This is a genomic window from Streptomyces sp. NPDC058295 (genome assembly GCF_042880655.1).
Classification (GTDB): domain Bacteria; phylum Actinomycetota; class Actinomycetes; order Streptomycetales; family Streptomycetaceae; genus Streptomyces; species Streptomyces coriariae.
The window spans coordinates 21,823-48,094 of record NZ_JBHVYO010000046.1; the positions used below are offsets into that span (position 1 = coordinate 21,823).

General features: G+C 71.4%; 24 protein-coding genes, 1 pseudogene and 1 riboswitch. Of the genes and pseudogenes, 18 read left to right on the forward strand and 7 right to left on the reverse strand.

Translation table 11 applies throughout. The features are described from left to right. The first annotated feature begins 119 nt into the window (after positions 1-119). The 3 genes from ACFVYS_RS35025 (at position 120) to ACFVYS_RS35035 (ending at position 3,857) form a co-directional block, all read left to right on the forward strand. A complete protein-coding gene (locus tag ACFVYS_RS35025; RefSeq protein WP_389508721.1) occupies positions 120-1,568 on the forward strand; it encodes a GuaB1 family IMP dehydrogenase-related protein in 1,449 nt (482 codons plus the stop codon). A gap of 350 nt (positions 1,569-1,918) precedes the next feature. Continuing rightward, complete coding sequence (locus ACFVYS_RS35030) at positions 1,919-3,394, forward strand: amino acid permease (protein ID WP_389508722.1); 1,476 nt, start codon at positions 1,919-1,921, stop codon at positions 3,392-3,394. Between the two features lie 10 nt (positions 3,395-3,404). Beyond that, the gene (locus ACFVYS_RS35035; RefSeq protein WP_020128883.1) at positions 3,405-3,857 is read left to right on the forward strand and encodes an Lrp/AsnC family transcriptional regulator; all 453 of its coding nucleotides are present in this window, start codon (positions 3,405-3,407) and stop codon (positions 3,855-3,857) included. Here ACFVYS_RS35035 and ACFVYS_RS35040 read toward each other — a convergent pair whose 3' ends face one another. After that, the gene (locus ACFVYS_RS35040) at positions 3,858-4,091 is read right to left on the reverse strand and encodes a hypothetical protein (RefSeq protein ID WP_389508724.1); all 234 of its coding nucleotides are present in this window, start codon (positions 4,089-4,091) and stop codon (positions 3,858-3,860) included. After that, positions 4,088-4,342, reverse strand: coding sequence for a hypothetical protein (locus ACFVYS_RS35045; protein WP_389508726.1), 255 nt, complete (start codon positions 4,340-4,342; stop codon positions 4,088-4,090). The genes ACFVYS_RS35040 and ACFVYS_RS35045 overlap by 4 nt, the downstream gene beginning before the upstream one ends. A gap of 210 nt (positions 4,343-4,552) precedes the next feature. On the opposite strand from ACFVYS_RS35045, the gene ACFVYS_RS35050 reads away from it, so the two are divergent. The 3 genes from ACFVYS_RS35050 (at position 4,553) to ACFVYS_RS35060 (ending at position 8,439) form a co-directional block, all read left to right on the forward strand. Then, on the forward strand, positions 4,553-5,656 hold the full coding sequence (locus ACFVYS_RS35050; RefSeq protein WP_389508728.1) for an MFS transporter: 1,104 nt from the start codon (positions 4,553-4,555) through the stop codon (positions 5,654-5,656). A 214-nt stretch (positions 5,657-5,870) separates the two neighbouring features. Beyond that, a complete protein-coding gene (locus ACFVYS_RS35055) occupies positions 5,871-6,659 on the forward strand; it encodes a carbon-nitrogen hydrolase family protein (RefSeq protein ID WP_389508730.1) in 789 nt (262 codons plus the stop codon). A 67-nt stretch (positions 6,660-6,726) separates the two neighbouring features. Continuing rightward, on the forward strand, positions 6,727-8,439 hold the full coding sequence (locus ACFVYS_RS35060) for a flavin monoamine oxidase family protein (RefSeq protein ID WP_389508732.1): 1,713 nt from the start codon (positions 6,727-6,729) through the stop codon (positions 8,437-8,439). 49 nt (positions 8,440-8,488) lie between these two features. Here the strand turns inward: ACFVYS_RS35060 and ACFVYS_RS35065 are convergent, their stop codons facing one another. Next, complete coding sequence (locus ACFVYS_RS35065) at positions 8,489-9,217, reverse strand: DUF5995 family protein (RefSeq protein ID WP_389508734.1); 729 nt, start codon at positions 9,215-9,217, stop codon at positions 8,489-8,491. Between the two features lie 142 nt (positions 9,218-9,359). On the opposite strand from ACFVYS_RS35065, the gene ACFVYS_RS35070 reads away from it, so the two are divergent. After that, positions 9,360-10,478 (forward strand): glycoside hydrolase family 6 protein, encoded by a 1,119-nt coding sequence (locus tag ACFVYS_RS35070; RefSeq protein ID WP_389508736.1) that lies wholly within the window; start codon positions 9,360-9,362, stop codon positions 10,476-10,478. A gap of 57 nt (positions 10,479-10,535) precedes the next feature. Here ACFVYS_RS35070 and ACFVYS_RS35075 read toward each other — a convergent pair whose 3' ends face one another. Next, on the reverse strand, positions 10,536-11,759 hold the full coding sequence (locus ACFVYS_RS35075) for an RNA-guided endonuclease InsQ/TnpB family protein (protein ID WP_389508738.1): 1,224 nt from the start codon (positions 11,757-11,759) through the stop codon (positions 10,536-10,538). A gap of 329 nt (positions 11,760-12,088) precedes the next feature. Between ACFVYS_RS35075 and ACFVYS_RS35080 the strand changes: the two are divergent. Further along, positions 12,089-12,548 (forward strand): annotated as a pseudogene (locus ACFVYS_RS35080) (acyl-CoA thioesterase). Here the strand turns inward: ACFVYS_RS35080 and ACFVYS_RS35085 are convergent. Then, the gene (locus ACFVYS_RS35085) at positions 12,508-13,728 is read right to left on the reverse strand and encodes an MFS transporter (protein ID WP_389508740.1); all 1,221 of its coding nucleotides are present in this window, start codon (positions 13,726-13,728) and stop codon (positions 12,508-12,510) included. The pseudogene ACFVYS_RS35080 and the gene ACFVYS_RS35085 overlap by 41 nt on opposite strands. 134 nt (positions 13,729-13,862) lie before the next feature. Between ACFVYS_RS35085 and ACFVYS_RS35090 the strand changes: the two genes are divergently transcribed. Continuing rightward, entirely contained in the window at positions 13,863-15,119 is a 1,257-nt protein-coding gene (locus tag ACFVYS_RS35090; protein WP_389508742.1) for an ROK family transcriptional regulator, read from the forward strand. 15 nt (positions 15,120-15,134) lie between these two features. Here the strand turns inward: ACFVYS_RS35090 and ACFVYS_RS35095 are convergent, their stop codons facing one another. Then, positions 15,135-15,878, reverse strand: a complete 744-nt coding sequence (locus ACFVYS_RS35095) for an SDR family oxidoreductase (protein WP_389508777.1) — start codon at positions 15,876-15,878, stop codon at positions 15,135-15,137. Between the two features lie 377 nt (positions 15,879-16,255). Beyond that, positions 16,256-16,386, forward strand: a riboswitch (FMN riboswitch). Positions 16,387-16,532: 146 nt separating this feature from the next. Here ACFVYS_RS35095 and ACFVYS_RS35100 point away from each other — a divergent pair. From ACFVYS_RS35100 to ACFVYS_RS35140, 9 genes are all read left to right on the forward strand, one after another. After that, the gene (locus ACFVYS_RS35100) at positions 16,533-17,138 is read left to right on the forward strand and encodes a riboflavin synthase (RefSeq protein WP_389508744.1); all 606 of its coding nucleotides are present in this window, start codon (positions 16,533-16,535) and stop codon (positions 17,136-17,138) included. Then, complete coding sequence (locus ACFVYS_RS35105) at positions 17,135-17,776, forward strand: nicotinamide riboside transporter PnuC (RefSeq protein WP_389508746.1); 642 nt, start codon at positions 17,135-17,137, stop codon at positions 17,774-17,776. The genes ACFVYS_RS35100 and ACFVYS_RS35105 overlap by 4 nt, the downstream gene beginning before the upstream one ends. Beyond that, positions 17,773-19,062 (forward strand): bifunctional 3,4-dihydroxy-2-butanone-4-phosphate synthase/GTP cyclohydrolase II, encoded by a 1,290-nt coding sequence (locus tag ACFVYS_RS35110; RefSeq protein ID WP_389508748.1) that lies wholly within the window; start codon positions 17,773-17,775, stop codon positions 19,060-19,062. Before ACFVYS_RS35105 ends, ACFVYS_RS35110 begins: the two co-directional genes overlap by 4 nt. Positions 19,063-19,099: 37 nt before the next feature. Next, positions 19,100-19,585 carry a 6,7-dimethyl-8-ribityllumazine synthase gene (ribH, locus tag ACFVYS_RS35115; protein WP_020128903.1) on the forward strand — a complete coding sequence of 162 codons (486 nt, stop codon included), beginning with the start codon at positions 19,100-19,102 and terminating at the stop codon, positions 19,583-19,585. A 33-nt stretch (positions 19,586-19,618) separates the two neighbouring features. Further along, entirely contained in the window at positions 19,619-19,891 is a 273-nt protein-coding gene (locus ACFVYS_RS35120) for a phosphoribosyl-ATP diphosphatase (protein ID WP_054239553.1), read from the forward strand. A gap of 86 nt (positions 19,892-19,977) precedes the next feature. Then, a complete protein-coding gene (gene hisG / locus ACFVYS_RS35125) occupies positions 19,978-20,826 on the forward strand; it encodes an ATP phosphoribosyltransferase (protein ID WP_389508750.1) in 849 nt (282 codons plus the stop codon). A gap of 14 nt (positions 20,827-20,840) precedes the next feature. After that, positions 20,841-21,308 (forward strand): PH domain-containing protein, encoded by a 468-nt coding sequence (locus ACFVYS_RS35130; protein WP_389508751.1) that lies wholly within the window; start codon positions 20,841-20,843, stop codon positions 21,306-21,308. Between the two features lie 206 nt (positions 21,309-21,514). Beyond that, positions 21,515-22,840 (forward strand): hemolysin family protein, encoded by a 1,326-nt coding sequence (locus ACFVYS_RS35135; RefSeq protein ID WP_389508752.1) that lies wholly within the window; start codon positions 21,515-21,517, stop codon positions 22,838-22,840. After that, positions 22,837-23,961 carry a hemolysin family protein gene (locus ACFVYS_RS35140; protein WP_389508754.1) on the forward strand — a complete coding sequence of 375 codons (1,125 nt, stop codon included), beginning with the start codon at positions 22,837-22,839 and terminating at the stop codon, positions 23,959-23,961. The genes ACFVYS_RS35135 and ACFVYS_RS35140 overlap by 4 nt, the downstream gene beginning before the upstream one ends. Positions 23,962-23,979: 18 nt before the next feature. On the opposite strand, the gene ACFVYS_RS35145 is transcribed toward ACFVYS_RS35140, so the two are convergent. Then, a complete protein-coding gene (locus ACFVYS_RS35145) occupies positions 23,980-25,842 on the reverse strand; it encodes an AAA family ATPase (RefSeq protein ID WP_389508757.1) in 1,863 nt (620 codons plus the stop codon). Positions 25,843-26,272: the final 430 nt, after the last annotated feature.

The following is a 26,272-nucleotide window of genomic DNA, read 5'->3' on the forward strand; positions in this document are numbered from 1 at the left end:
CCCCCTGAGCTGCTTGGATGTTCTGTCCGGGCATCGCATCGCGGCCGTCGTGGGAGAATGAAGTACGTGCTTCTCCCCCTGGCTGACCTGTCCGGGGGTCACCTCTGATCGACTGGGATGTGCAGCACGTGCGTTTCCTCAACGACATCCAGCCCGCGTACGACCTCACCTACGATGACGTCTTCATGGTGCCGAGCCGCAGCGCGGTCGGGTCGCGTCAGGCTGTCGACCTGGCCGCCCCGGACGGCACGGGCACCACGATTCCGCTGGTCGTCGCCAACATGACCGCCGTGGCCGGTCGCCGGATGGCCGAGACCATGGCCCGTCGCGGCGGGCTGGTGGTGATCCCGCAGGACATTCCGATCGACGTCGTCACCGACGTCGTCACCTGGGTCAAGAGCCGCCACCTGGTGCTGGACACCCCCATCGTGCTCGCCCCGCACCAGACGGTCGCCGACGCCCTGGCCCTGCTGCCCAAGCGCGCGCACAACGCGGGTGTCGTCGTCGACGAGGAGTTCCGCCCGGTCGGTGTCGTCACCGACGCGGACCTGAGCGGGGTCGACCGCTTCACCCAGCTCGAGGTCGTCATGTCCCGGGACCTGCTGCTCCTGGACGCCGACATCGACCCGCGCGAGGCCTTCAACACCCTCGACACGGCCAACCGGCGCTACGCCCCCGCCGTCGACCGGGAGGGCAAGCTCGCCGGCATCCTCACCCGCAAGGGCGCCCTGCGCGCCACCCTGTACACGCCGGCCGTCGACGCGGCGGGCAAGCTGTGCGTCGCCGCGGCCGTCGGGATCAACGGCGATGTCGCCGGCAAGGCCAAGCAGCTGCTCGACGCGGGCGTGGACACGCTCGTCATCGACACCGCGCACGGCCACCAGGAGTCGATGATCAGCGCGATCCGGACCGTGCGCTCGCTCGACCCGCGGGTGCCGATCGTCGCCGGCAACATCGTCTCCGCCGAGGGCGTCAAGGACCTGATCGACGCGGGCGCCGACATCATCAAGGTCGGGGTCGGCCCGGGCGCCATGTGCACCACCCGCATGATGACCGGTGTGGGCCGGCCGCAGTTCTCGGCGGTCCTGGAGTGCGCGGCCGAGGCGAAGAAGTACGGCAAGCACGTGTGGGCCGACGGCGGGGTCCGGCACCCGCGCGATGTCGCCATGGCGCTGGCCGCCGGCGCGTCCAACGTGATGATCGGGTCGTGGTTCGCGGGCACCTACGAGTCCCCGGGCGACCTCCAGCAGGACGCGGGCGGCCGGCTGTACAAGGAGTCGTTCGGCATGGCGTCCGCGCGCGCCGTCGCCAACCGCACCTCCGACGAGTCGGCGTACGACCGTGCCCGCAAGGCGCTGTTCGAGGAGGGCATCTCCACCTCGCGGATGTTCCTCGACCCGGCCCGCCCGGGTGTCGAGGACCTGATCGACTCGGTCATCGCGGGTGTGCGCTCCTCCTGCACCTACGCGGGCGCGGGCTCGCTCGAGGAGTTCGCGGAGAAGGCCGTCGTCGGTATCCAGAGCGCGGCCGGTTACGCGGAGGGCAAGCCGCTGCACGCGAGCTGGTAGCTCCGCGAGGCGCTCCGCAGGGCAGCCCGGATGAACGGTGCTCGTCGCCGTGTCTCGGATGCGAGTGGGTTGTGGCCGGTCGCGCCCGCGTGGCGGAGCCGCATATCGACACGGCCCCGCGCCCCTTCAGGGCGCTTCAGCTCCCGTGCAATGAATACGCACCCTGGTGCGATGAACGCAACGATCTTGCGTGTATGCGCAAGATTGCAGCATTACGAGTGCTACGGCCCTGCTCGTAGGGTCGTGCGCTGTACGTAGCGTGGCGGGGACCCCGCTCGGTGGGTTCCTGCTCGCGCAGGTGTGCCGCCGGTTCCCGTCACGCCGAGAGGCAGCGACGAAGGAGTCAGCGCGTGCTCGATCAAGGCGCACCCCCGCAACAACGCAGTCGGACCGCCCCCGCGTCCCCGGGGCCCGTCGCGCGGCTCATGCGGCGCAAGCCCGTGGAACACCTGGTCGCCGAGGGTGGCCAGGGCGAGGGAGGCTCCCTCAGGCGCTCCCTCGGGCTGTGGCAGCTCACGATGATCAGCATCGGCGCCACCCTCGGCACCGGCATCTTCGTCGTCCTCGGGGAGGCGGTGCCCAAGGCCGGTCCCGCCGTCACGCTCTCCTTCGTGATCGCCGGACTCACCGCGCTCTTCTCGGCTCTGTCCTATGCCGAGCTGGCGGGCACCATCCCGGTCGCCGGCTCCTCGTACTCGTATGCGTACGCGACGATGGGCGAACTGATCGCCTGGATCTGCGGCTGGTGTCTGGTCCTGGAGTACGGCGTGTCGGTCGCCGCCGTGGCCGTCGGCTGGGGCGAGTACCTCAACGAGCTGCTCGACGGGACGATCGGCGTGACCATCCCGGACGCGCTGTCCGCGCCGCCGGGGGACGGTGGCATCTTCAACCTGCCGGCCCTCATCGTCGTCCTGCTCGCCATGGCCTTCCTGCTCGGCGGTGCCCGCGAGTCGGCGCGCGCCAACACCGTCATGGTGGCCGTGAAGATCGCCGCGCTGGTGCTGTTCTGCGCCATCGGCGTCCAGGGCTTCCGCTCCGGCAACTACGAGCACTTCATGCCGCTGGGCATGGCGGGCGTCAGCGCGGCCGGTGCGACGCTGTTCTTCTCGTACATCGGCTTCGACGCCGCCTCCACCGCCGGTGAGGAGGCCAAGAACGCGCAGCGCGACCTGCCCCGCGCGATCATGCTGTCGCTCGTCATCGTGACGGCGCTGTACGTCCTCGTCGCGGCCGTCGCCGTGGGCGCCAAGCCCTGGCGGCGGTTCGGCGACTCCGAGGCCGCGCTCGCGCAGATCATGCGCGAGGTGACCGGCCAGTCCTTCTGGGGCACCCTCCTCGCCTTCTGCGCGGTCATCGCCATCGCGAGCGTCGTCCTGACCGTGCTGTACGGCCAGACCCGCATCCTCTTCGCGATGTCCCGGGACGGCCTGGTGCCCAAGGTGTTCTCCCGCGTCCACCCGAAGACCGGCACGCCCCGCACGAACACGGTGATCGTGTCGCTGTTCTGCGGTGTGCTGGCCGCCGCGATCCCGCTGGGCCAGCTGGCGGACGCCACCAGCATCGGTACGCTGTTCGCGTTCGGGCTGGTCAACATCGCGGTCGTGGTGCTGCGCCGGACCCGTCCCGAGATGCCCCGGACCTTCCGGGTGCCGCTCTCGCCGGTACTGCCGGCGCTGGGGCTCGCCTTCTGCGTCTGGATGATGGGCAGCCTGTCGGCCGTCACCTGGGTGGTCTTCGGAGTCTGGATGGCGGTCGGGCTCGTGTTCTACTTCCTTTACGGCCACCGCCGCTCCCGTCTCGCAGCGCCCGCACCATCTGAGAAGTGATCAACCCACTGTGCTGAACGATCTCGACGAACGCATCGTGCACGCCCTCGCCGAGGACGCCCGCCGCTCCTTCGCGGACATCGGGCAACTGGTCGGGCTGTCCGCACCCGCCGTGAAGCGGCGGGTGGACCGGCTGCGGGCCACCGGAGCCATCACCGGCTTCACCGTACGGGTCGACCCGGCGGCCCTCGGCTGGGAGACCGAGGGGTTCGTCGAGATCTACTGCCGGCGCAACACCTCCCCGGAGACCATCCAGCGGGGCCTGGAGCGCTACCAGGAGGTGGTGGCCGCGTCCACCGTCACCGGGGAGGCGGACGCCGTCGCCCAGGTCTTCGCCGCCGACATGCGCCACTTCGAGCGGGTGCTGGAGCGCATTGCGGGAGAGCCGTTCGTGGAACGGACGAAGTCCGTGCTGGTCCTGTCACCCCTGCTGCGCCGCTTCTCCGCGGGGTCCCCGACCTGATCAGCGGCGTTCCGCGCGGCGACGGGCTGACGCCAGCATCCTCCGTACGACGAGTCCGTGCCCGCCCGTGCCGATGACGAGCCCGCGGTAGAGGCCGCCGGCTCGGCCGGGGAAGGCGGCCCGGGTCTCGGCGCACAGCCGGGTGCGCCCCGGGCCGGCCTCGTCCAGCCGGAAGACGAGGGCGAACGACGAGAAGCGGTGGCCGCCCACGAGGACGAGCTTCCGTCCGGTCACCGCTTCCGCCACCCGGAAGCCGTGCAGCGTCGAGCCCTCGGCGAGGGGGCCGGGCCCCGAGGCCGTACGGTCGGTGGCGCCGACGAGGCGCGCGTAGCGGAGCCCGGCCGGGTGAAGGACCGGTCGAGGGTCTCGCCCAGTCCCCTCCAGACGTCGGCGGCCTCGGCCGTGATGATCGTCGTGTGCTCGTCGACCCGCGGCAACGCAGTGATCTCCACCAGGACCTCCATGACGTCGGGCCCGTCCCCCACCGCGACCCTCCCACAGGCCGAGCGAAGGGACGGCGGTGGGTCGGCGATCGACCGTCGGGCGTCGGCGTCGCGGCGTTGCGTATTCGCTGGGCAGCGGAGCCGGACCTGTCTACCATCGGTCGCATGACCTGGCGACATTGATCCACGACCGGCTCCGACGTCCGTCGACTGACCGCCACGCTGTACGCGTACGCGTTCCTCGACGAGTTCGTGCTGCTCTACCCGGTGTACGCGCTGCTGTTCTCGGACAGCGGCCTGTCCGTCGGGCAGATCTCCTCCCTGTTCGTCCTGTGGTCGCTGACCGGCGTCCTGCTGGAGGTGCCCTCGGGCGCCTGGGCGGACGCCGTCTCCCGACGGCTGCTGCTGTGGATCGGCCCGCTGCTGGGCGCGGCCGGCTTCGCCCTGTGGGTGCTGTTCCCGTCGTACTGGGCCTTCGCGGCCGGCTTCGTCCTGTGGGGCGCGCGTGGCGCGCTGGGATCCGGCGCGCTGGAGGCACTGGTCTACGAGGAGCTGGACCGGGCCGGTGCCGCTGACCGGTACGCCCGGCTGACGGGCCGCGCGCACGCGGTGGGCCAGGTGGCCGTGATGGCGGCGATGGGCTTGGCCGGGCCGGTCTTCGCGGTCGGCGGGTACCCGGCCGTCGGTGCGGCCAGTGTGCTGGCGTGTCTGCTCTGCGCCGCGACGGCGACCCGCTTCGTCGAGCACCGGCGGCCGACGGCCGACGGCGACGGCGGGGCCGCGACCCTGCGCGCCGGACTGGCCGACGCCCGGCGCGACCGCTCCGTACGCGGTGCCCTGCTGCTCGTCCCGGCCGTGACGGCGGTGTGGGGCGCCCTCGACGAGTACACACCCCTGCTGGTCAGGCAGACGGGCGTACCGGAGGCGAGCGTCCCCCACCTGCTGGTGCTGATCTGGGCCGGCGTCACCGCCGGAAGCCTGCTGGCCGGACCGGCCGAGCGCCTGGGCCGCAGGGGATTCGCCGCGCTGCTCGCCCTCTCCGCGCTCGCCCTCGCCGTCGGAGGGATCAGCGGCACGCCGGCCGGCATCACCCTCGTCGCCCTCGCCTTCGGCGGCTTCCAGCTGGCGACCGTGCTGGCCGACGTCCGGCTCCAGCAGCGCATCGAGGGCACCGGCCGGGCCACCCTCACCTCGGTCGCGAGCCTCGGCACGGAGGTGGTGACCATCGCGGTGTACGGCGCGTACGGCGCCCTCGGCTCGACGTTCCCGCACGGCGTCGTCTTCGCCCTGTGCGCGGTGCCGTACCTGCTGACCGCGCTGACGATGTCGACGGTGGCCCGGGGGAGGGACTGGTGAGGGCGAGCGAGGAGGCGGTGAGCGAGGGGACGGTGTGAGCGAGGGCGGCGAGTGGGGGGCGAGTGAAGGGGCGCAACGAATCGCCGCCCGGCGGTCCGCGCACGCAACGTTCCGCTCACCGGCGCGCAACGGCTCCTTCTTGTCCCGCCCGGGCGCGCGCCCGTACCGTCTAGATGGCCCCCACAACCACCCTTTCGCCCGGTGAGGATCCCGCATGCGCACCGCCCTGCTCCAGAGCTCCGGCCGCCCCGGCTCCGTCGTCGAGAACCTGAAGGTCCTCGACGAGGCCGCGGACCGGGCCGCCGCCGCGGGCGCCGGGCTGCTCGTCGCGCCGGAGATGTTCCTCACCGGGTACGCGATCGGCGACGACATCGCCCGCCTCGCCGAGCCCGCCGACGGGGACTCCGCGGACGCCGTCGCCGAGATCGCCGGCCGGCACGGCCTCGCGATCGCGTACGGCTACCCGGAGCGCCACGGCGAGACGGTCCACAACTCCGCCCAGCTGATCTCCGCCGACGGCGGCCGGCTCGCGAACTACCGCAAGACCCACCTCTTCGGCTGCTTCGAGCGCGACCATTTCGAGCCGGGCGGGCAGCCGGTCGTCCAGGCCGAACTGAACGGCCTCACCGTCGGCCTCATGATCTGCTACGACGTCGAGTTCCCGGAGAACGTCCGCGCCCACGCCCTCGCCGGCACCGACCTCCTCGTCGTGCCGACCGCGCAGATGCACCCCTTCCAGTTCGTCGCCGAGTCGGTGATCCCGGTCCGCGCCTTCGAGAACCAGCTGTACGTGGCGTACGTCAACCGGGTCGGCCGGGAGGGCGAGTTCGAGTTCGTCGGCCTCTCCACACTGGCCGGGCCCGACGGAGTCGCCCGCGCCCGCGCCGGACGCGGCGAGGAGCTGGTGTTCGCCGACGCCGACCCGGTCGCCCTGGCCGCGTCCCGCGAGGCGAACCCGTACCTGAAGGACCGCCGCCCCGGCCTCTACGGATCCCTGGTCTGACCCCGGCCCGCACCTGTCACCCCCTGAGCCTCCCCCCGAGTCACCACGCGCAAGGAGTCCGTACCCCATGACGTCCACCGTGCCCAACGCCCTCGAGCACGCAGACGAGCAGCAGCCGCCGATCACCATGTTCGGCCCGGACTTCCCTTACGCGTACGACGACTTCCTCGCCCACCCGGCGGGTCTCGGGCAGATCCCCGCGACCGAGCACGGCACCGAGGTCGCCGTGATCGGCGGCGGACTGTCCGGCATCGTGGCCGCGTACGAGCTGATGAAGATGGGCCTCAAGCCGGTCGTCTACGAGGCCGACCGGATCGGCGGACGGCTGCGCACCGTCGGCTTCGACGGCTGCGACCCGTCCCTCACCGCCGAGATGGGCGCGATGCGCTTCCCGCCGTCCTCCACGGCGCTCCAGCACTACATCGACCTGGTGGGACTGCGGACCCAGCCGTTCCCCAACCCGCTCGCCGAGACGACCCCGTCGACGGTCGTCGACCTCAAGGGCGAGTCGCACTACGCCGAGACGGCCGAGGACCTGCCGCAGGTCTACCGCGATGTCGCCGCCGCCTGGAACAAGTGCCTCGAAGAGGGCGCCGACTTCTCCGACATGAACCAGGCCATGCGCGAGCGGGACGTGCCGCGCATCCGCGAGATCTGGGCGAAGCTCGTCGAGAAGCTCGACAACCAGACCTTCTACGGCTTCCTCTGCGACTCCGAGGCCTTCAGGTCCTTCCGGCACCGCGAGATCTTCGGCCAGGTCGGCTTCGGCACCGGTGGCTGGGACACGGACTTCCCGAACTCCATCCTGGAGATCCTGCGGGTCGTCTACACCGAGGCCGACGACCACCACCGCGGTATCGTCGGCGGCTCCCAGCAGCTGCCGCTGCGCCTCTGGGAGCGCGAGCCGGAGAAGATCGTCCACTGGGCCCACGGCACCTCGCTGGCGGGCCTGCACGAGGGCGGCGAGCCCCGCCCGGCCGTGACCCGGCTGCACCGCACCGCCGGCAACCGGATCACCGTGACGGACGCGAACGGCGACATCCGCACCTACCGGGCGGCGATCTTCACCGCGCAGTCCTGGATGCTGCTGTCGAAGATCGCCTGTGACGACTCGCTCTTCCCGATCGACCACTGGACGGCGATCGAGCGCACCCACTACATGGAGTCCAGCAAGCTGTTCGTACCGGTCGACCGGCCGTTCTGGCTGGACAAGGCCGTCGACGACAGGGGGAACCCCACGGGCCGGGACGTCATGTCGATGACGCTCACCGACCGTATGACGCGCGGCACCTACCTCCTCGACGACGGCCCGGACAAGCCCGCCGTCATCTGCCTCTCGTACACCTGGTGCGACGACAGCCTGAAGTGGCTGCCGCTGTCGGCGAACGAGCGGATGGAGGTCATGCTGAAGTCGCTCGGCGAGATCTATCCGAACGTCGACATCAGGAAGCACATCATCGGCAACCCGGTGACGGTCTCCTGGGAGAACGAGCCCTACTTCATGGGCGCGTTCAAGGCCAACCTGCCCGGCCACTACCGCTACCAGCGGCGCCTGTTCACCCACTTCATGCAGGACCGGCTGCCCGAGGACAAGCGCGGCGTCTTCCTCGCCGGCGACGACATCTCCTGGACCGCGGGCTGGGCCGAGGGGGCCGTGCAGACCGCGCTGAACGCGGTCTGGGGCGTCATGCACCACTTCGGCGGGACGACCGACGCGACCAACCCGGGCCCGGGCGACGTGTACGACGAGATCGCGCCGGTGGAACTCCCGGAGGACTGAGGCCGCACGGCACGGGGTCTCACTGGACGAGGCCCCGCAGCACGAGGTCTCACAGCGCGAGGCCCGACAGCGGGGTGAGCATCATGCGGCCCGCGAAGCCGACGGCGGTGTCGAGGCGTTCGGTGAACTCCTCGGCCACGTCGGGGAGCCGGCGCAGCGCCCACAGGGCCCGGGCCGCCGTCCAGGTGGCGTCCCGGGCGCGGTCCAGGCTCCAGGAGCCGAGCAGATGGGTGAGGGGGTCGGCGATCTGCAACAGGTCGGGGCCCGGCATCAGCTCTTCGCGGATGCGTTCCTCCAGCGAGCCGAGTAGCTCGCCCACACGGTCGAACTCGTCCTCCAGCTCGGCCGGTTCGCAGCCGAGGCTACGACAGGCGTCCACCACGGCGAGCGCGAGGTCGTGTCCGATGTGCGCGTTGATGCCCGCGAGCGCGAACTGCAGCGGGCGTACGCCGGGATGGCGGCGGAACTGGAGCATCGGGCGCCAGCAGGCCGGTGGCCGCCGGTCGGCGGGCCCGGGGCCCACCGCGTCCAGGTAGCGCTTCGCGAACCGAACGTCCAGCGTGGTGGCGGCCCGTGCGTCCGGGAAGCGGCCGGTGTCGATGCGCCGGTCGACCTCCCGGGTCACCGCGAGGTAGACGCGGTTGAAGACCGCGATGCCGTCCCCGGGAGGCAGGGCCGCGTCGAGGGCGCGCATCCGGGCGAGCACATCGTCGACACTCGCGCGGTCCGTGTCGGGGCCTGTCTCGACGGAAGCGGTGAACTGTTCCAATTGCGGCATGGGGGCAGGGTGGCAGTCCTAGGCTGGCCCGCGTGTCGGCGGGCCCGACGCTTCCCCGGAACGGGGGAACGAGCCCGTCGTACGGGAGGGGAACAGCACGGTGCGAGGCGTACGTGAGCGACGGTCCGGGCGGCGGAGTGTCATGGTCGCCGCCGCCTCGGTGGTGGTGGCCCTGGGCACCGCGGCCGGGCTGCTGACCGCGCTCGGCGACGGCGACGACGGCGACGACCCGCGCGGCACGGACCGGGCCCGTCCGAAGGTGAGCGCGACGCTCCTGTCCCCCTCGACCGCGAACCCGCCGTCGCCGTCCGGGTCGCCCTCGGCCTCCGCCCCGACCGTGCGGCCGACGCCCTCGCCCGGCCGTACCGCGCGAAAGCCGCGGGCGGCCGCCGTGACCACGAGCCTCTACCGCCACCCCGAGTCCCAGGTCCTCGACTGGGTGCGCGCCAACCCGGCGGATCCGCGCACCGCCGTCATCGAGTCCCGGATCGCGAGCCGGCCGGCCGCCGTGTGGTTCACCGAGTACGCCCCCGACACCGTCACCTCGCGGGTCCGCGCGGTCACGGCGGGCGCCGCCGGTCAGGGCCGGGTGCCCGTCCTCGTGGCGTACGCGATCCCGGACCGCGACTGCGGCGGCGCCTCCGACGGCGGGGCGCCCGGCCTCGACGCCTACGCGGGCTGGATCGACGCCTTCGCCGCCGGGCTCGGCTCCGGCGAGGTCGTGGTCGTCCTGGAGCCCGACTCGATAGCCCAGACCGACTGTCTCGACGAGGCCGGGCGGGCCGGCCGGCTCGCCGCGCTGGCCCGCGCGGGACGCGTGCTGAAGGCGGCCGACCCGAAGGCACGCGTCTACTACGACGCCGGGCACTCCGGCTGGAACGACCCGGCCGAGCAGGCCGCGCTGCTGAGACAGGCCGGTGCCGCCTCGGCCGCCTCCTCCGACGGGATCTTCAGCAACGTCTCCAACTTCCACCGCACGGCGGACGAGGTGGCCTACGACCGCCGGGTCCTGGACGCCCTGGGCGGCCCGCCCGGCCTGGGCGCCGTCATCGACACCAGCCGCAACGGCAACGGCGCGCCCACCGGCGGCGAGTGGTGCGACCCGGACGGCCGGAGCATCGGCCGGGCCCCCACCTTCCGGACCGGTGAGGCCCGGATCCACGCCTACCTGTGGGTGAAGCTGCCGGGGGAGTCGGACGGCTGCAAGGGGGCGGCCGGCGAGTTCAGCCCGTCGTACGCCTACGAACTGGCCTCGTCTTGACATGCTCCTCGCCCTGAAGGGCGAGGAGTCTGGCCTTCTTTACCGGTTGCAGTGCCGCTACGCGGCACGGTTTCCGGTAGAGAATCCGTGGCTTCCTGTTTCTTCGCGCTGTGCCAGAACAAGTTCTGGTCCTACCGGCGCTCCGCAGGCTGATACCGCCAGTCCGGCGGCCGATTTGACGTTGAGTGCGGCGTTGTGGTCCCGGTCGTGGAGGGTGCCGCAGGCGGTACAGGTCCATTCCCGGATGTTGAGGGGTTTGGGACCGTCCTTGACCCCGCAGGTGGAGCAGACCTGACTCGTCGGCTCGTACCGGCCGATCTTGATCAGGGTTCGTCCGTACCGCTGGGCTTTGTATTCGAGCATGCTCACAAACGCCGTCCAGCCTGCGTCGTGGACGGACTTGGCCAACCGGGTGCGCGCCAGTCCCGTCACCGACAGACTCTCCACGGCGATTCCTTGGTTCTCGGAGATCAGCCGGGTGGAGAGCTGGTGGTGGAACTCCTTGCGGGCGTCGGTGACCTGGGCGTGGGCGCGGGCGACCTTGAGACGGGCTTTCTCGCGGTTCTTCGATCCCTTCTGTTTGCAGGACAGTTCCCGCTGGGCCTTCTTCAGCTTCTTCTCCGCCCGGCGTAGAAACCGGGGTGAGTCGATCTTCTCGCCGGTGGACAGGACGGCGAAGTGGGTGAGGCCGAGGTCGATGCCGATGTTCTGGCCGGTGGCGGGCATACGGTTCGCGTCGGCAGCGGGGTCGGTGTCGATGACGAACGAGGCGAAGAATCTGCCCGCACTGTCCTTGATGACGGTGACAGAGGTCGGGGTGGCGGGCAGGGTCCGGGACCACTTCACCTTCACGGCCCCGACCTTGGGCAGGTCCAGCCGCCCGCTGTCGGTGATCTTCCAGCGGGCGTTGGCGGTGAACCGGATCGACTGCCGATTGTCCTTGCGGGACTTGAACCGGGGCGCACCCAGTTTTGGACCTTTGCGGGCGCCCTTCAGGGAGGCGAAGAAGTTCTTGTAGGCGGCCTCGGCGTCGCGCAGCGACTGCTGCAGGACGACCGCGGACACCTCACCCAGCCAGGACCGCGAGGCGGTCCGTTTCGCCTCGGTGATCAGACGGGTGGACAGCTCACCGGCCTTGGGGAAGGACTTGCCCGCCCTGCGGGCGTCCTCGCGGGCACGCACGCAGTCGTTGAACACGACACGCGCACACCCGAACGCCCTCGCCAACGCGACCTGTTGACCGGCGTCCGGGTACAGGCGAAACGCGTACCGGAGCTGCATGACGATCACACTAGGCGGGTCGAACAGGCACCGTCACCGGGAACATGTGAGCGAACCTTCACCGTCGCCGCAGCCCGGCTCTGTCGGAAGGGCACCGCGACACTCCGCCTCGCAGGCGTGAGATTCGCTTCACCCCCGGGGTGAACCCCGGAGTACTGCGAATGAATCCCGGCAGCTCCTGGTGCCCTCGTCCAGCAGGGGCCTCCCCGCCCTGAGGCCTCACGTTAAACGGAGGGTGAGCGACCGCTTAGCGACCCCGTACGATGAGGGTAGTTTCCCCATACATGCACCCCGTACACGCACCCCGTACCTGCACAGGAGCCCCCGCCGTGACCGCCGAAGCCCCGATCGCCCCCGCTGTGTCGTACGGCCGGCTCATGCCCGTCACCGTCCACTTCGACGATCTGGACGCACTGGGCATGCTGCACAACGCCCGCTACCCGCTGCTCGTCGAGCGGGCCTGGACCGAGTTCTGGCAGGACAACGGGGGTCCGCTTCGAGGGTGACTGGGCGAGTGCCGGGGACGCCTGCAACGTGGTCAGGGAACTGCTGATCGGCTACGAGAACCCGGTCACCCGTACCGGCACGTACGGCGTCCACCTCTGGCTGGACCGGCTCGGTACCACGGGACTGACCTACGGCTTCCGGTTCTGCTCGGCGGACGGAGTCACGACGCACGCGCGGGGCACCCGCGTCCTGGTGCGACTCGACGCGACCACGATGCGCCCCACGCCGTGGAGCGACGCCTTCAGGACCGCGGGCCGGGCACTGCTGCGGCCTGCGGACTGACCTTCGCGCCGATCCGCTCGCCGCCCCGCAGCACACCCGCGAACAGCACGAGCCCGCACGCCAGGACCGTCACCACGCCGAAGGACACCACCAGGCTGGTCGCCTGGGCCACGCCGCCGATCAGGCTCGGGGCGATCAGTCCGGAGGTGTACGTGATCGTCGCGACGCCCGCGATGGCCTGGCTCGGGTTCGGCCCGCTGTGCCCGGCCGCCGCGAAGCACAGCGGTACGACGACCGCGATGCCGAGCCCCATCAGCCCGAACCCGCCCATCGCGACCGCCGGGTGCCCCGCCACGACGATCAGCAGTCCGCCCAGCGCGGCGAGGACACCGCCCGCCCGGACGGTACGCACCGCGCCGAACCGGTTCACCACCGCGTCGCCCACGATCCGGGCCACCGCCATCGTGAACATGAAGCCGGTCGTACAGGCGGCCGCCGCCCCGGCCGACGAGCCGAGCTGGTCGCGCAGGTAGACGGCCGACCAGTCCAGGCTGGCGCCCTCCGCGAACACCGCGCAGAAGCCGACCGCGCCGATCAGCAGCGCCGAGCGGGGCGGCAGGGTGAACCGCGGGGGCGGTTCCTCGTCCGCGGCGGGCCGCAGATCCAGCACCCAGCGGCAGGCCAGCAGGCCGAGCAGGGTGAGGACGGCCGCCGCCAGCACATGGTGCACGCGCGCGTCCGCACCGAGGTGCGCGGCGAGCGTCCCGCCCGCCGAACCGATCAGGGCGCCCGCGCTCCACATGCCGTGCAGCCCCGACATGATCGACCTGTCGAGCAGTCGCTCGACCTCGACGCCCAGGGCGTTCATCGCGACGTCGGCCATGCCCGCGCTCGCGCCGTACGTGAACATCGCCAGGCAGAGCGTCAGCAGGTTCGGGGCGAGGGCGGGCAGCGTCAGCGACAGCGTCCACAGCGCGAGCAGTCCGCGCAGGGCCGCGCGGCTGCCGAAGCGATGGGTGATCGAGCCGGCCAGCGGCATCGCGCAGGCCGCGCCGAACGCCGTGAAGGCGAGCGCGAACCCGAGCTGTCCGGTGGACACGTCGGCGTGGTCCTGGATCCACGGCACGCGGGTGGCGAACGAACCGGTGACCGCGCCGTGCACGGCGAACACGGCCGCCACGGCGTACCGGGCGCGCCGCACCTCCGACGGTGCGTGGATCACTTCGTCCACTCCGCTCATTCTCCCGTCCCTTCCGGATCCGCGCCGCGCCGTCGCGATGCCGTCGTAAACTATCAGGAACCCTGCCTGATAAATAGAGGCCGACGGTCGGCGGCAGCCGATCGGGTCCCCTCGGCCATGGGAGGATTCCCGCCATGCCCGCATCTCCGAGCACCGCCCGGGCCATCAACGACCGGCTCGCCCTCCGGCTGCTCCAGCATGAAGGCCCGTTGACGGCAGGGCAGTTGAAGCAGCTCACCGGCCTGTCCCGCCCGTCGGTCGCCGACCTGGTCGAACGCCTCACCGCCGCCGGTCTGATCGAGGTGGTCGGGGAGGCGGGCGAGCAGCGCCGGGGGCCGAACGCCAGGCTCTACGGCATCGTCGCCGACCGCGCCCTGCTGACCGCGCTGGATGTGCGCACGGACGGGGTCACGGTGCTCGTCTCGGACCTGGTCGGCCGGGTGCTCGTCGAGGCGTCCGTGCCGATCGGCGGCGACACGGGCACCGGGACGGCCGTGGAACAGGCGGTCTCGCTGGTCGAGCGGGCGGTGAAGGAGGCCGAGACCGTCGCGGCACCCCCGCGCGAGGGTCTCCGGGCCGGGGGGCGGCTGCACACCCTCGGCATCGGCGCGCCCGGGCTGATCGACCCCGCCAGCGGCGAGCTGCGCGACTCCAGCGGCCTGCCCGAGTGGCACCGCCGACTGGTGGCCGCGCTGCAGGAACGCTTCCCGGCCGCTCACGCGCACGTCGAGAACGAGACGAACCTCGCCGCCCTGGCCGAACAGCGCGAGGGCGCCGCCCGGGACCGCGACACCTTCGTGCTGCTGTGGCTGGGCCACGGCACCGGCGCGGCCGTCGTCCTGGACGGCGCACTGCGCCGCGGTGCCTCCGGCGGCACCGGCGAGATCGGCTTCCTGCCGGTCCCCGGCACCGACGGCCTGCCCTCGGCGACGGACTGCGAGGGCGGCTTCCACTCGCTGGCCGGTTCGGCGGCGATCGCCGCACTGGCGGGGGAGTACGGGCTGACGGCGCACGCGCGCCCCGCCGGACCGGTGGCGGCGGCGCTGGTGCGCGCGGCGGTCGACGCGCCGGACACCGGGGCCGCCGCCGGCTTTCTCGACGCCCTGGCCGACCGGCTCGCCCTCGGCGCGGCCTCCGTCGTCGCCGTCCTCGACCCCGGCTGTGTGGTCCTCGGCGGGGAGGTCGGACAGGCAGGCGGGGAGGTGCTCGCGAGCCGGGTGGCAGGGCGGCTCCGGCGGATGGCTCCGCTGCCCACGGAGGTGCGCGCCAGTGTCCTGGGCGGCGGCGCGGTGCTGCGCGGGGCGCTGCTGACGGCCCGTGACGCCGCCCAGGAGGAGCTTTTCTCGACGGCGCACAGGACCGAGGTGCCCCAGGGCATGTCCACGGCCTGACGGGTGTCCGGCGGCCTAACGGCGGATACGCGTCGCCAGGTAGTCCTCGAAGGTGCCCTTGCCCACGGCCCGCTCCGGCGCCAGGTGGCCGCCCGCCCGAAAGCCCCGGTAGGCCGCGCCCCACAGCGGCACGTTCACCACCGCGCACCGTCGGCCGCTCGCCTTCAGGAACGCGCGGGCCAGCGACTCGAAGGTGCGGACCTCGGGCCCGGCCATGTCGTCCACCCGGCCGGCCGGCGCGCCCGCGGCCAGTTCCGCGAGCCGGCCGGCGACCTCGGTGACCTCCACCGGCTGGTCGCTCACCCCGGCCGGCAGCATCATCACCGGGACCTTGGCCAGCCCCTGGAAGAGCTGGACCAGCAGGTCGTGGAACTGGGTCGCCCGCAGCACCGTCCAGCCGAGCCCCGACTCCGCCAGCAGTTCCTCCACGGCGAGCTTGGCCTTGTAGTAGCCGAACGGCACCTGGTCGACGCCGACGATCGAGATGTAGAGCAGGTGTGCCACCCCGGCCCGCCGCGCCGCGGCGATCAGGTTCGCGGCCGCCTGCACATCGTCGCCGCGCGGAGTGGTCGCGCAGTGCACGATCGTGTCCACGCCCGTGACGGCCGCGTCGAGTCCTGGCCCGCCCTCGCGCAGGTCGACGGCGTACGGCCGGGTGTGCCGGCTGAGCACCCGCACCTCGTGCCCGTCCGAACGCAGCCGTTCGGTGACGAGCCGGCCGAGGGTTCCCGTACCGCCGGTCACCAGGATCGTGGTCATACCGTTCAGCCCCTTCGGACCCCGGGCGCTCCCGGCCGGAACGCCCTCCGTCCGGTCCAGCTTGTCGGGGCCGGCCGCGGCTCGCATGTCCCGCAGCTCACGGCGGGGATCCCGCCCGCCGGAACGCACGACCATCGGCCGGGGTGAAGGGACCCGGCGGCGGGCAAGGGCCGTCGTCACCGCCGCCGGGCCGCACTCCGTCGACCCTAGAAAGGACTAGACCAGTACGTCAATAGGTATGGACCAATCCCGGTTCGAGCCGGCCGTGCCGCGAACCCGGCCGGGCGCAAGCCGAAGTGACGACCTGTGAGCCACCCCACATCCTTCACCTGTATGGACGCCTACCCGGCGTGGCACACTGGCCCTGTAAACCAAAGCAGCGCACTCCGGGGTCGGTGAAAGTCCGAACCGGCGGTTACAGTCCGCGACCCGGTCGCTTCCAGCGACCGGTTGACCAGGTGAAATTCCTGGACCGACGGTTAAAGTCCGGATGGGAGGCAGTGCGCGGCGGGCGGGCATTCGTGCGCGCCGCCGTATACGTACTCGTCCGCGGACGAGTACGTCCGGCGTCGCCCCCGGTGTCGTTGCCCGTACCTGCTGTCGTCATCGACAGGCCCCGGAGTCCGTGCCCTACGTGGCAGGAGGACCCGGGAAGTGTTCACCGGAATCGTCGAAGAGCTGGGTGAGGTCACCGCCGTCGAGAATCTCGGCGACGCCTCCCGCTTCCGGCTGCGCGGCCCCGTCGTGACCGACGGCGCGAAGCACGGCGACTCCATCGCCGTGAACGGGGTCTGTCTCACCGTCGTCGAGCACGAGGGCGACGAGTTCACCGCCGACGTCATGGCGGAGACCCTGAACCGCTCCAGCCTCGGAGCACTCGGCGTAGGCTCCCGCGTCAACCTCGAACGCCCCACCGCCGTCGGCGACCGCCTCGGCGGGCACATCGTGCAGGGTCATGTCGACGGCACCGGCGCGGTGTTGGAGCGCAAGCCCTCCGAGAACTGGGAGATCATCAAGATCTCCCTCCCCGCCGACCTCGCCCGGTACGTCGTGGAGAAGGGCTCGATCACCGTCGACGGCATCAGCCTCACGGTGGTCGAGGCCGGCCCCGACTTCTTCACCGTCAGCCTCATCCCCACCACCCTCGCCCTGACCACGCTCGGCCTCAAGCAGGCCGGCGACCCGGTCAACCTCGAGGTGGACATCGTCGCCAAGTACGTCGAGCGCCTGCTGGCCACCACCCGGGGAGCGGCGCGGTGAACTCGCTGAACTCCGAGGCCTTCACCCTCCTCGACCAGCACATCCTCTGGTCGGACATGATCGGCAACCTCCTCGGCCTGATCACCCTCGCCCTCGGCTGGCGCCGCTCGCTGTGGACCTGGCCGGTGCAGTTCCTCTCCGGGCTCGTCCTCTTCGGCGCCTTCTTCGGCCATCTGACCGGCAGCGCCGGCAAGCAGGTCGTCGTCATGGTCGTCGCCCTGTACGGCTGGTGGCAGTGGAACCGCAGCAAGGGGCGGTCGGCGGACGGTCAGATCACGCCCCGCTTCGCGACCTGGATCGAGCGCGCGGCCATGGCCGGCGCCGCCGCCGTCGGCACGGTCGCGGTGGCCCTGCTCTTCAAGGCCCACCCGTCCCTGTCCTGGGACCCCTGGCCGGACGCCTACATCTTCGTCGGCACCATCGTCGCCATGTACGCCCAGGCACGCGGCATGGTCGAGTTCTGGATCGCCTGGCTCCTCGTCGACCTCGTCGGCGTCCCCCTGAACTTCGCCAACGGCTACGCCTTCTCCGGCTTCGTCTACGTCATCTACGGCGCGCTCGTCCTGTGGGGCATGCGCGACTGGTGGCTGCGCTCCCGCAAGGCCTCGCAACCCGCTCTGGAAGGAGCGCCGGCATGAGTACCGCACCGATCCTCTACAGCACGGACGGCATCGAGGACTTCGCGCTGGACCCCGTCGAGCGGGCCATCGCCGACATCGCCGCCGGCCGCCCCGTGGTGGTCGTCGACGACGAGGACCGCGAGAACGAGGGAGACCTCGTCATCGCCGCGGAGAAGGCCACCCCGGAGATCGTCGCCTTCATGATGAGCGAGTGCCGCGGCCTGATCTGCGCCCCCATGGAGGGGGACGAACTGGAGCGCCTGGAGCTCCCGCAGATGGTCGAGGACAACACCGAGTCGATGAAGACCGCGTTCACGGTCTCCGTCGACGCCTCCGCCGCCCACGGCGTGACCACCGGCATCTCCGCCGCCGACCGTGCCACCACGCTGCGGCTCCTGGCGAGCGGCGCCACCGAGGCGACCGACTTCGTCCGCCCGGGACACATCTTCCCGCTCCGCGCCAAGCCCGGCGGTGTGCTGACCCGCGACGGCCACACCGAGGCGGCCGTCGACCTCGCCCGTCTCGCGGGGCTGCGCCCGGCCGGCGCGATCGTCGAGATCGCCGGCGAGGACGGCCGGATGCTCCGCCTGCCCGAACTGATCCCGTTCGCCCGCAAGCACGGCCTGACGATCATCTCCATCGAGGACCTGATCGCCTACCGCCGCAGCGCCGAGCCCACCGTCCGCCGCGAGGCGCAGACCCGGCTGCCCACCGTCCACGGCACCTTCACCGCGTACGGCTACCGCTCCACCGTCGACGGGGTCGAGCACGTCGCCCTGGTCCACGGCGAGATCGGCGACGGCGAGGACGTCCTCGTCCGGGTGCACTCCGAGTGCCTCACCGGCGACATCTTCTCCTCCCAGCGCTGCGACTGCGGCCCCCAGCTCGACACCTCCCTGGAGCGCATCCAGAGCGAGGGCCGGGGCGTGGTGGTCTATCTGCGCGGACACGAGGGCCGGGGCATCGGTCTGCTCTCCAAGCTGAGGGCCTACGAGCTCCAGGAGCAGGGGCACGACACCCTCGACGCCAACCTGGAGCTGGGCCTGCCCGCCGACGCCCGTGACTACGCGGCCGGCGCGCAGATCCTGGAGGACCTCGGCGTGCGCAGCGTGCGCCTGATGACCAACAACCCCGAGAAGACCGACGCCCTCGTCCGGCACGGCATCGAGGTCACCCGGCGCGAGCCGATGCCCGTACAGGCGGGCGAGCACAACATCCGCTACCTGCGCACCAAGCGGGACCGGATGGGACACGACCTGCCCTGGCTGGACACGGCCCCCGTGTCCCCCTGCGGCAACCAGTAACGCAAGTCGGCAAGATACGAAAGGCAAGAGGAGAGACGTGAGCGGCAAGGGCGCACCGGAGCTGTCCGTACGCAATGTGGGTGACCTGCGGGTCGCCGTCATCGCGGCACAGTGGCACGAGAAGGTGATGGACGGACTGGTCGACGGCGCTCTGCGCGCCCTGCACGACCTCGGCATCGACGAGCCGACCCTGCTGAGGGTCCCCGGCAGCTGGGAGCTCCCGGTCGTCGCCAAGGTGCTGGCCGGGCGGGGCTACGACGCGATCGTCGCCCTCGGCGTCGTCATCCGCGGCGGCACCCCGCACTTCGAGTACGTGTGCCAGGGCGTCACCCAGGGACTCACCCAGGTGTCCGTCGAGACCGGCGTGCCCGTCGGCATGGGCGTCCTCACCTGTGACACCGAGGAGCAGGCCCTGGACCGGGCCGGCCTCGAGGGCTCCAACGAGGACAAGGGACACGAGGCGGTGACGGCGGCGGTGGCGACCGCGGCCACCCTCCGCTCAGTATCCGAACCCTGGCGGTAGGCAGGCCGGCACAACGGCTAGGGTGGGATCACCATGTCCAAGAAGACGTTCGAGGAGCTCTTCACCGAGCTCCAGCAGAAGGCCGCCAGCGGCGACCCCGCCACTTCCCGCACCGCAGAACTGGTCGGGAAGGGCGTCCATGCCATCGGCAAGAAGGTCGTCGAAGAGGCCGCAGAGGTCTGGATGGCGGCCGAGTACGAAGGCAAGGAGGCAGCCGCCGAGGAGATCTCGCAGCTGCTCTACCACGTCCAGGTGATGATGGTCGCCCGCGGAATCTCGCTGGACGACGTGTACGCCCACCTGTAAACATCATTTTTCAGACACCACCGCACACATCACCACCGCAGACATCCGCCCCGATCGTCACGTTCCATGCGAAGGAAGCCGACCTCATGCTGCGCATCGCCGTCCCCAACAAGGGTTCCCTGTCAGGCCCCGCGGGGGAGATGCTGCATGAGGCCGGCTACCAGCAGCGCCGCGAGTCCAAGGAGCTGCGGATCGTCGACCCGGTCAACGACGTCGAGTTCTTCTACCTCCGCCCCCGGGACATCGCGATCTACGTCTCCTCCGGGCGCCTCGACATCGGCGTCACCGGCCGCGACCTGCTGATCGACTCCGGCGCCAACGCCGAGGAGATCCTCCCGCTCGGCTTCGCCCGCTCCACCTTCCGCTTCGCCGCCAAGCCGGGCACGGCCGACGGCATCGAGGACCTCCAGGGCCGCACGGTCGCCACCTCCTACGAGGGCATCGTCGCCAAGCACCTGGCGGAGCAGGGCATCGACGCCTCGGTCGTCCACCTCGACGGCGCCGTCGAGACCGCGATCGAACTGGGTGTCGCCGAGGTCATCGCCGACGTCGTCGAGACCGGCACCTCACTGCGCAACGCGGGCCTCGAGGTCTTCGGCGAGCCCATCATGAAGTCCGAGGCCATCGTGATCCGGCGCACCGGCGCCGACGTCGAGGAGCCCAAGGTGCAGCAGTTCCTGCGCCGCCTCCAGGGCGTCCTGGTCGCCCGCACGTACGTGATGATGGACTACGACTGCCGGGTCGAGCAGCTCGAGAAGGCCGTCGCGCTGACCCCGGGTCTGGAGTCGCCGACCGTCTCCCCGCTGCACAACGAGGGCTGGGTCGCCGTCCGCGCCATGGTCCCGGCCAAGGAGGCCCAGCGGATCATGGACGACCTCTACGACATCGGCGCCCGCGCCATCCTGACCACGGCCATCCACGCCTGCCGACTCTGACCTCAGCCGGGAACATGTCCAACCTGCCGAACCTCCCCGTCACCTTCCGGCCAGGGCGCACCCGTGTGGTGCTGCTCACGGCCGGAGTGGTGATCCTCCTCGTCATCTCCGCCGTGGCGATGCTGCTGGAGCAGCTCGGCCCGGGGGAGCGGCTCAGCTTCATCCTCACCGGCGCCCTCATCTTCTGGGTGCTGGCCCAGCTCGCCCGGGTGCGGGTCGTCGCCGACGACTCCGGCGTCACCGTCGTGAACATCGCCAGCAGGCGGCGCCTGGACTGGGCCGAGATCGTCCAGGTGAACCTCCGTCCGGGCGACCCCTGGGTGTTCCTCAACCTCAGCGACGGCACCAGCCTGCCCGCCCTCGGTATCCAGCCGGGCATCGACAAGCAGCAGGCCATCGCCGACGCGCGCACCCTGCGGACCCTCGCGGAAGCCCGGTCCGTCCGGGACCCCGAGGAGTCCACAGAGCAAGATCAGGGCTGACTCGGGGCCGTCCACCCTGCCGCTGAAGCCCGTGTCTTGATTAACCTGGTGACGGAGGCGTTTTTCCGACGCCTCCGCCCCTGTGGCTCCCAGCCGGGTGCACAGGGGTTCCTGCTACCCGAGGAGTGACTCCCTCCGGCGATGGACGGTTCGTCCTGTAGTACCTGCGCCGCCCCTGTCCGACCTCTTTCGGAGGCGGCGGCATCATGACCACCCCGTTGCTGCTCCTGGCAGCCGCGTTCCTGCTCATCCTCGCCAACGGCTTCTTCGTCGCCGCCGAGTTCGGCCTCATCACGGTCGAGCGGCCGGACGCCGAGAAGGCCGCCGCCGAGGGCGACAGACGAGCCCGCACGGTCGTCGAGTCGCTGAAGGAACTGTCCTTCCAGCTCTCCGGCACCCAGCTCGGCATCACCATCACCTCCCTCGTCGTCGGCATGCTCGCCGAACCGGCGCTGGCCGAGCTGCTGCACGGCCCGTTCACCGCGATCGGCGTCCCCGAGGGTGCCGTCTCCGGTGTCGCCGTGGTCGTCGGCATGCTGCTGGCCTCCGCCGTGCAGATGGTGATCGGCGAGCTCGTGCCCAAGAACTGGGCGGTGTCCAAGCCCCTCCAGGTCGCGCGCTTCGTCGCGGGCCCGCAGGCCGGCTTCTCCCGCCTCTTCCGGCCGGTGATCGCGGCGCTCAACACCGTGGCCAACCGGCTGGTGCGCGCCCTGGGCATCGAGCCCACCGCGGAGCTGGCCTCCGCGCGCACCCCCGGCGAACTCGTCTCGCTGGCCCGTCACTCGGCCCGGGCCGGGGCGCTCGAACAGGACACGGCCGACCTCTTCGTCCGGACCCTGTCGCTTGCCGAGCTGACCGCTCAGCACGTCATGACCCCACGGGTGAAGGTGAGCGCCCTGCAGTCCTCGGCCACCGCCGAGGACGTGGTCAACCTGACCCGCGCCACCGGTCTGTCCCGGTTCCCCGTCTACCGCGAGAAGATCGACGAGATCGTCGGCATGGTCCACCTCAAGGACGCCCTGGCGATCCCCGTCCACGACCGGCTGCGTACCCCGCTCGGCCGTATCGCCCGCCCCGCGCTGCTGGTCCCGGAGACCCTGCCCGTCCAGCCCCTGCTGGCCCGGCTGCGCAGCGAGCAGCCCATCGCCGTCGTCGTCGACGAGTACGGCGGCACGGCCGGCGTGGTCACGCTCGAGGACATCGTCGAGGAGATCGTCGGCGAGGTCCGTGACGAGCACGACGGCCAGGACACGCCCGAACTCGCCGCGGCCCCGCCCGAGGAGGGCAGGCCCGCCTGGGACGTGGACGGCAGCTGCCGTGTCGACACCCTCCAGCGCATAGGCCTGGCGGTCCCCGAGGGGCCGTACGAGACGGTCGCCGGGCTGGTCGCCGACCTACTCGGCCGGATCCCGGCCGTCGGCGACCGGGCCGAACTGCCCGGCTGGCGGGTCTCCGTACGCCGCGTCGGCCACTACCGCGCCGAGCGGGTCCGCCTGGTGCGGACCAGCCAGGTCGTGGAGGTCGCCCGATGAGCGCCTTCCAGCTTCTCTTCGCCGCGCTGCTCGTGCTCGCCAACGGATTCTTCGTCGGCGCCGAGTTCGCGCTCGTCTCCGTCCGCCGCAGCCAGATCGAGCCCCTGGGCACCGCACGGGCCCGTCAGGTCCTCTACGGTCTGGAACGCCTGCCCCAGATGATGGCGGCGGCCCAGTTCGGCATCACCGTCTGCTCCCTCACCCTGGGCGCGGTCGCCGAACCGACGGTCGCGCACCTGCTGGAGCCGGTCCTCGAGGCGGTCCACCTCCCGCACGGCATGATCCACCCGCTGGGCTATGTGGTGGCCCTCGCGGCCGTGGTCTTCTTCCACCTCGTCATCGGCGAGATGGTCCCGAAGAACCTCGCCATGGCGGCCCCCGAGAAGGCCGCGCTGTGGCTCAGCCCCGGCCTGGTCGCCTTCGCCCGGGTCTGCCGGCCGATCACGGTGGCCCTAGGCGCCTGCGCCCGCGGCATCCTGCGGCTCTTCCACGTCGAACCCAAGGACGAGGTCGAGGCCGTCGTCACCAGCGAGCAGCTGAACCGCCTGCTGGAGGACTCCGGCCAGGCCGGCCTTCTCGACCCCGAGGAGCAGGAACGGCTGGAGGACGCGCTGGAGCTGGGCTCCCGCCCGGTGACGGACGTGCTGCTGAAGCGCGAGTCGCTGGTGACGGTCAGCCCGTCGGTCACCCCCGGGGAGATCGTCGGACTGACCGCCCGCACCGGCTACTCCCGCTTCCCGTTGGCCGCGGAGAACGGCGCCTTCATGGGCTACCTGCACGTGAAGGACGTCCTCGACCTGGAGGAATCCGAGCGGGCGGTGCCGCAGCAGGTGTGGCGCCCGATGACGACGCTCCGCTCCGAGCTGCCGCTGGACGACGCGCTGACGGTGATGCGCCGGGCGGCGACCCACCTGGCGCAGGTGGCCGACGCGTCCGGCAGGGTGCTCGGTCTGGTCGCCCTGGAGGACGTACTGGAGCTGCTGGTGGGCGAGGTCACCGACCCCGCGCACCGCGAGGTCTCCGGGATCCGGCTGACGGAGCCGAGGGGGAGTTCCCCCAGGGTGTCGGCTCCGGTGGAGCAGAGTGGACCCCCGTCCCCGGAGGAAGCGCTGGCGAGCTGAGCGGCGCCGCGGGATCCGTCACACCGCCGGATCCTGCGGCCCCCTCCCCGACAGCACCTCCCCGTACGCCTGCATGAGATCCGGCAGGCGCAGGGTCGCGAGGTCGTCCCGGGTCAGCCCGCCCGGACAGGTCGACAGCCGAAGATCCCGGTAGGCGCAGCTCTTCTCGTACAGGGTGCGCAGGAACCGCCCGTTGCCCAGTTCGTCGATCCACCCCTGGTCCACGACGTGCCCGGCGATGGAGCGCAGCTCGTCCAGGGCCTCCTCGTCCCATGCGTCGCCGTTCTCCGCGGCCAGCACCTCGCCGATGGAGGTGAGCTCGAGCGGCCGGTAGGACGGGAAGTCGACACGGGTCGTGAAGCGGGAGGACAGCCCGGGGTTCGCGGCCAGCAGACGGTCCATGCCCTCCGGATAGCCGGCCAGGATCACCACCAGGTGGTCCCGGTTGTCCTCGGCCCGCTTCAGCAGCACCTGGAGCGCCTCGTCGCCGTACGCGTCGCCCTTGCCGTACCCGGAGTTCGAGAGCGAGTACGCCTCGTCGACGAAGAGCACGCCACCGAGGGCGGAGTCGATCAGCTCGTTGGCCTTCACGGCCGTCTGGCCGAGGTACTCGCCGACCAGGTCGGCCCGCTGGGCCTCCACGAGATGGTCGCCGCCCAGCAGGCCGAGGGCGTAGAACACCCGGCCGAGGATGCGGGCCACCGTGGTCTTGCCGGTGCCGGACGGACCGGAGAAGACGAAATGACGCTTCGGCGGCTGGACCGGAAGGCCCTGGCCGGTCCGCAGCCGCGCCATGTTGAGCTGCGCGGACAGCGCCTTGACCTGGCGTTTCACCGGCTCCAGGCCGACCATGCCCTCCAGTTCGGCGAGCGCCTCCTCGAGTAACACGGGATCGGTGGGACCGGCCGGCAGCGAGGAGGCGATGACGCTCTTCTCCCGCACCGCCGGGTCGGTCACCGACGGCAGCGGGACGACGGGCGGCAGGTCGGAGGGCTCGGTCAGCCGCAGATCCCGGCCCTCGGTGCCGAACAGCGGGTCGAAGCCGTCGGGGCCGTCCACCATGTCCTGCCCGACCCCGGTGAGCGTGATCGCCGCGAAGTCGGCGGGATCGTCGTATCCGTCGCCCTCGGCGATCGCGGCGAGCCGGGCGGAGGTGTCCATGAAGGCGGCGTCGACGCGGTGCACCGCCCGGTACAGGGGGAGAGCCGCCGCCGAACGGCCCGTTCCCTCATGGGCCCGTGCCAGCCAGTACCGCAGCTCCTTGCGCTGCGGCTGCTCGCTGCGGCAGCGCATCAGGGCCGACGACAGCAGCGGCTCGGCCTGTCCGTACATCTCCAGGCGGACCCGGGCCATGCCGCCGAAGAGGCCGGCCTCGATGCCCAGCAGGGTGTCGTCGAGCAGCGGGTCGGTGTGCCGGACCAGCTGCTCCCAGTCCTTGACCAGATAGGCGCGGCAGGCGTGCAGGAAGCGGACCTGGTGATCGGTGTCGACCGGCGGCAGCCCGGCGAGCGCCCGGTCCAGTTCGGGCACATGGCGGCCGTCCAGCCAGTGCGAGGCGTGCGCCAGCAGCAGGTCGCGCGGACTCTCCAGCACCGGTTGCACCCACCAGCCCAGCCAGTACCAGGAGTTGAGGGTGCGGCGGTGCCGGGTCCGCTGCTCGCCGAAGCGCTCGCGATGCCGGTACATCCTGAGCAGCGCGGTCGTCGTGTCGACGCGCAGCGCGTGCAGCCCGAGCCAGCCGTCGGCCATACCGGGATCGATCCGCACCGCGGTGCGGAACTCCTCCTCCGCCTGCGGATAGGCGCCCATCGTGTAGGCGTCCACGCCTCGCAGCCAGGCGAGGTCGGCCGGGGCGTCGGGGCCCTGCGTGCCGAAGTCCATCACGTCCCCCACAAACCGTGCCCCCGTCGGTGTGCCGCCGGGCGTCGCCCTTCGGCTGCCTTGGTCGAACCGCTGTGCCGCGGACCGGAGTTGCAAGGTGCGCGAGGCAGTCGCCCAGGTCGCACCGAGGGCATCGTACCTGCGTGGGAGCCGCTCGCCGTAGGGTGCGCACAGGCCGTTCGGCGAGGTGGGAGCGCACGGGGCGCATCACGCGCGGTGACCCTGGGTGAGCGAATCGTGCCGTGACGCGTCCGGAAACGGGGCGCCGGGCGGGATGAGGACAGAACGAAGCCCCCGATCACGGGGGAACAACCGGGGGCTTCGCGTCCTGAGGGCGGCTGTGATGGCCGCACATTCAGAACGTAAGTCCTGTACGGGCCGTCGGTCAAGCACAGTTCAAGCAGTTGGCGAAGTTCGAACGCAGGGCCCT

Excerpts from the sequence above, each read along its gene's own strand:
- ACFVYS_RS35055 (WP_389508730.1), top strand. The coding sequence starts at position 5,871 with ATGCGCACCGCCCTGCTCCAGAGCTCCGGCCGCCCCGGCTCCGTCGTC.
- ACFVYS_RS35060 (WP_389508732.1), top strand. The coding sequence starts at position 6,727 with ATGACGTCCACCGTGCCCAACGCCCTCGAGCACGCAGACGAGCAGCAG.
- ACFVYS_RS35065 (WP_389508734.1), bottom strand. The coding sequence starts at position 9,217 with ATGCCGCAATTGGAACAGTTCACCGCTTCCGTCGAGACAGGCCCCGAC.
- ACFVYS_RS35070 (WP_389508736.1), top strand. The coding sequence starts at position 9,360 with ATGGTCGCCGCCGCCTCGGTGGTGGTGGCCCTGGGCACCGCGGCCGGG.
- ACFVYS_RS35075 (WP_389508738.1), bottom strand. The coding sequence starts at position 11,759 with ATGCAGCTCCGGTACGCGTTTCGCCTGTACCCGGACGCCGGTCAACAG.
- ACFVYS_RS35085 (WP_389508740.1), bottom strand. The coding sequence starts at position 13,728 with ATGAGCGGAGTGGACGAAGTGATCCACGCACCGTCGGAGGTGCGGCGC.
- ACFVYS_RS35090 (WP_389508742.1), top strand. The coding sequence starts at position 13,863 with ATGCCCGCATCTCCGAGCACCGCCCGGGCCATCAACGACCGGCTCGCC.
- ACFVYS_RS35095 (WP_389508777.1), bottom strand. The coding sequence starts at position 15,878 with ATGACCACGATCCTGGTGACCGGCGGTACGGGAACCCTCGGCCGGCTC.
- ACFVYS_RS35110 (WP_389508748.1), top strand. The coding sequence starts at position 17,773 with ATGAGTACCGCACCGATCCTCTACAGCACGGACGGCATCGAGGACTTC.
- ACFVYS_RS35120 (WP_054239553.1), top strand. The coding sequence starts at position 19,619 with ATGTCCAAGAAGACGTTCGAGGAGCTCTTCACCGAGCTCCAGCAGAAG.
- hisG (WP_389508750.1), top strand. The coding sequence starts at position 19,978 with ATGCTGCGCATCGCCGTCCCCAACAAGGGTTCCCTGTCAGGCCCCGCG.
- ACFVYS_RS35130 (WP_389508751.1), top strand. The coding sequence starts at position 20,841 with ATGTCCAACCTGCCGAACCTCCCCGTCACCTTCCGGCCAGGGCGCACC.
- ACFVYS_RS35135 (WP_389508752.1), top strand. The coding sequence starts at position 21,515 with ATGACCACCCCGTTGCTGCTCCTGGCAGCCGCGTTCCTGCTCATCCTC.
- ACFVYS_RS35140 (WP_389508754.1), top strand. The coding sequence starts at position 22,837 with ATGAGCGCCTTCCAGCTTCTCTTCGCCGCGCTGCTCGTGCTCGCCAAC.
- ACFVYS_RS35145 (WP_389508757.1), bottom strand. The coding sequence starts at position 25,842 with ATGGACTTCGGCACGCAGGGCCCCGACGCCCCGGCCGACCTCGCCTGG.